Origin of the sequence: Yersinia sp. 2542 StPb PI, from assembly GCF_048593855.1 — a bacterium.
Taxonomy (GTDB): Bacteria; Pseudomonadota; Gammaproteobacteria; order Enterobacterales; family Enterobacteriaceae; genus Yersinia; species Yersinia enterocolitica_E.
Genome location: NZ_JAZGQA010000359.1, coordinates 1 through 1,918, shown reverse-complemented (window position 1 = coordinate 1,918; position 1,918 = coordinate 1). Strand labels below are relative to the sequence as shown.

The window sequence follows — 1,918 nt, the reverse complement described above, 5'->3', positions numbered from 1 at the left end:
CTCATTAACGTAATAGGACATACACTACTGCAAAAGTAGTCGCTAATCGTGCGGGCTAGAGTATTAATGGAAAACTTTCCCATTTTTTCAAAGCTACCCTATAAACTGGTGTACCAATCTAGTTGCAAGATCGGCATTTTCTGCATCAAAGTTGGCATTATCCCCATCACAAAACCCATGATGGCTGCTGAATATGCGGCTATCAACATTAGGATATTTTTTTAGTTCACTTTGCAGGATTGTCGTATCGAAAGAAGCCTCATGTCGGGCAAGGATGACAAGGGCTGGACAAGGTGGCGCAATATCGCTGTGCTCGCGGATACGTGAACCGTAGTGGCAGACAACCCTTACGCATAACCCGCTTCTGGCCGCAAGCCAGGCAAGCGTGGCTCCAACACTAAACCCTACAAGGATAAGATTGTCATACTGTGGCCGCAGTGTCTGGAGCAGAGTAACGATATGGGAGGTGTCAAAACCTACATTTTCAATAAAATAGCGATATGCCTCATTCTGCTGTGCATAGCTAAATGGCTCATCGCGCCCAATAAGATTGAGGCAATAAACGTCCCTCTCCATCGCATGATATTCATGACACACCCGCCTGATATGCGGATTAATACCATAAATCTCATGTAGTACTACGATGGCGGTATTGCTTCCACATTTTAGCTCTAGCATTAGGCGTTATCGATTTCCGTTTTGTGCACCCAGGCTGACAAATGCCATTCGGCAGTAAATGGTAGGACACTCCGCACTGTCACTCACTCATATAGAGATTTTGTGCTCACTACATCATCGAAAGGTCACACAAAAAATAACTTTCAATATCAATTTATTATATAGCTAAACTATTTTCTACATCGTCTTCCAATCCTTGCGCTGATTGAAGACCAAAATGACTATTACGTCTCACATTGAGTAAAATCACCCCATGATTTGCCACTAATCCTTAAATGAGCAGCATAACTAACCAGAATTACAATTTACACTATAATAAACAATAAGATGCCATATACTGGCTTCGGTGATGTGAAGCCAGCATTACGCTAATTGAAAATAACTACTCTTCTGTCACTGGCATAAACTCGGCCAATTTCTGCTTCTGTTTCCCCCGGTCATCCAGATTAGCTGAGCTTAGCCAAAGCTGTATAGCTCGCCGAATCCCTGGCCATTCACTCTCGATAATAGAATACCAACGGGTGTCACGACTATGCCCTTTGGATACTTGTATTTGTCTGAAAGTACCTTCGTATTGAAATCCCAACCGTTCTGCCGCTTGAATCGCTGGCTGGTGCAAACTGTCACACTTCCACGCACATCGCCGGTATTGCAAAGTATCCAGCGCATAGGATAGCAAAAGAAATATTGCCTCAGTGCTGCATAAAGTACGTTTCATCAACGGTGACCAGTTAATCCAACCGATTTCTACCGCCCCATTCTCGGGGTCAATGCGTTGTAACGCGATAAAACCTACTGCTTTTCCGGTGGAGTAATTGATGACTGAATAAAAAAGAGGGTCCTTACTTGCACTAAGAGAGGCAATATAATGGTCACATTGCCTAATTGTGATGGGGCGATTAATGTGAAAGTAAGTCCAGTCACGCTCGTCATCAATGCTGTGCCAGGCTTCAAATAGATCCTTGCTATGCTTGATATCAATAGGTTCAAGGAGGCAATAGTCTCCTTTGAGGATAATCCGTTGGGGAGTTGTTCGAGGCAACCAGTCGGGTAATGATTTGCCCAGTGCTTGCCCATAGATATTTAATTCTGTCATTATAAATCATACCTGTGTTATGGAATTTATAAGGTTTCGGCAAGTTTTTCAAAAAACTCAGTGAATCCACCCTAAAATAATTTCACTTTGATCTTTAACTTTTCCAATCGTGCTGATTTCTCCAAGAAGAAAGTGATATTGGCC

2 protein-coding genes are annotated in these 1,918 nt (G+C 42.8%); both read right to left on the bottom strand.

What is annotated here, in order from left to right; genetic code table 11:
• Positions 1–93 precede the first annotated feature (93 nt).
• The gene (locus tag V1952_RS21580; protein WP_420075525.1) at positions 94–678 is read right to left on the bottom strand and encodes a dienelactone hydrolase family protein; all 585 of its coding nucleotides are present in this window, start codon (positions 676–678) and stop codon (positions 94–96) included.
• A 382-nt stretch (positions 679–1,060) separates the two neighbouring features.
• On the bottom strand, positions 1,061–1,774 hold the full coding sequence (locus V1952_RS21575) for a GNAT family N-acetyltransferase (RefSeq protein WP_083161044.1): 714 nt from the start codon (positions 1,772–1,774) through the stop codon (positions 1,061–1,063).
• Positions 1,775–1,918: the final 144 nt, after the last annotated feature.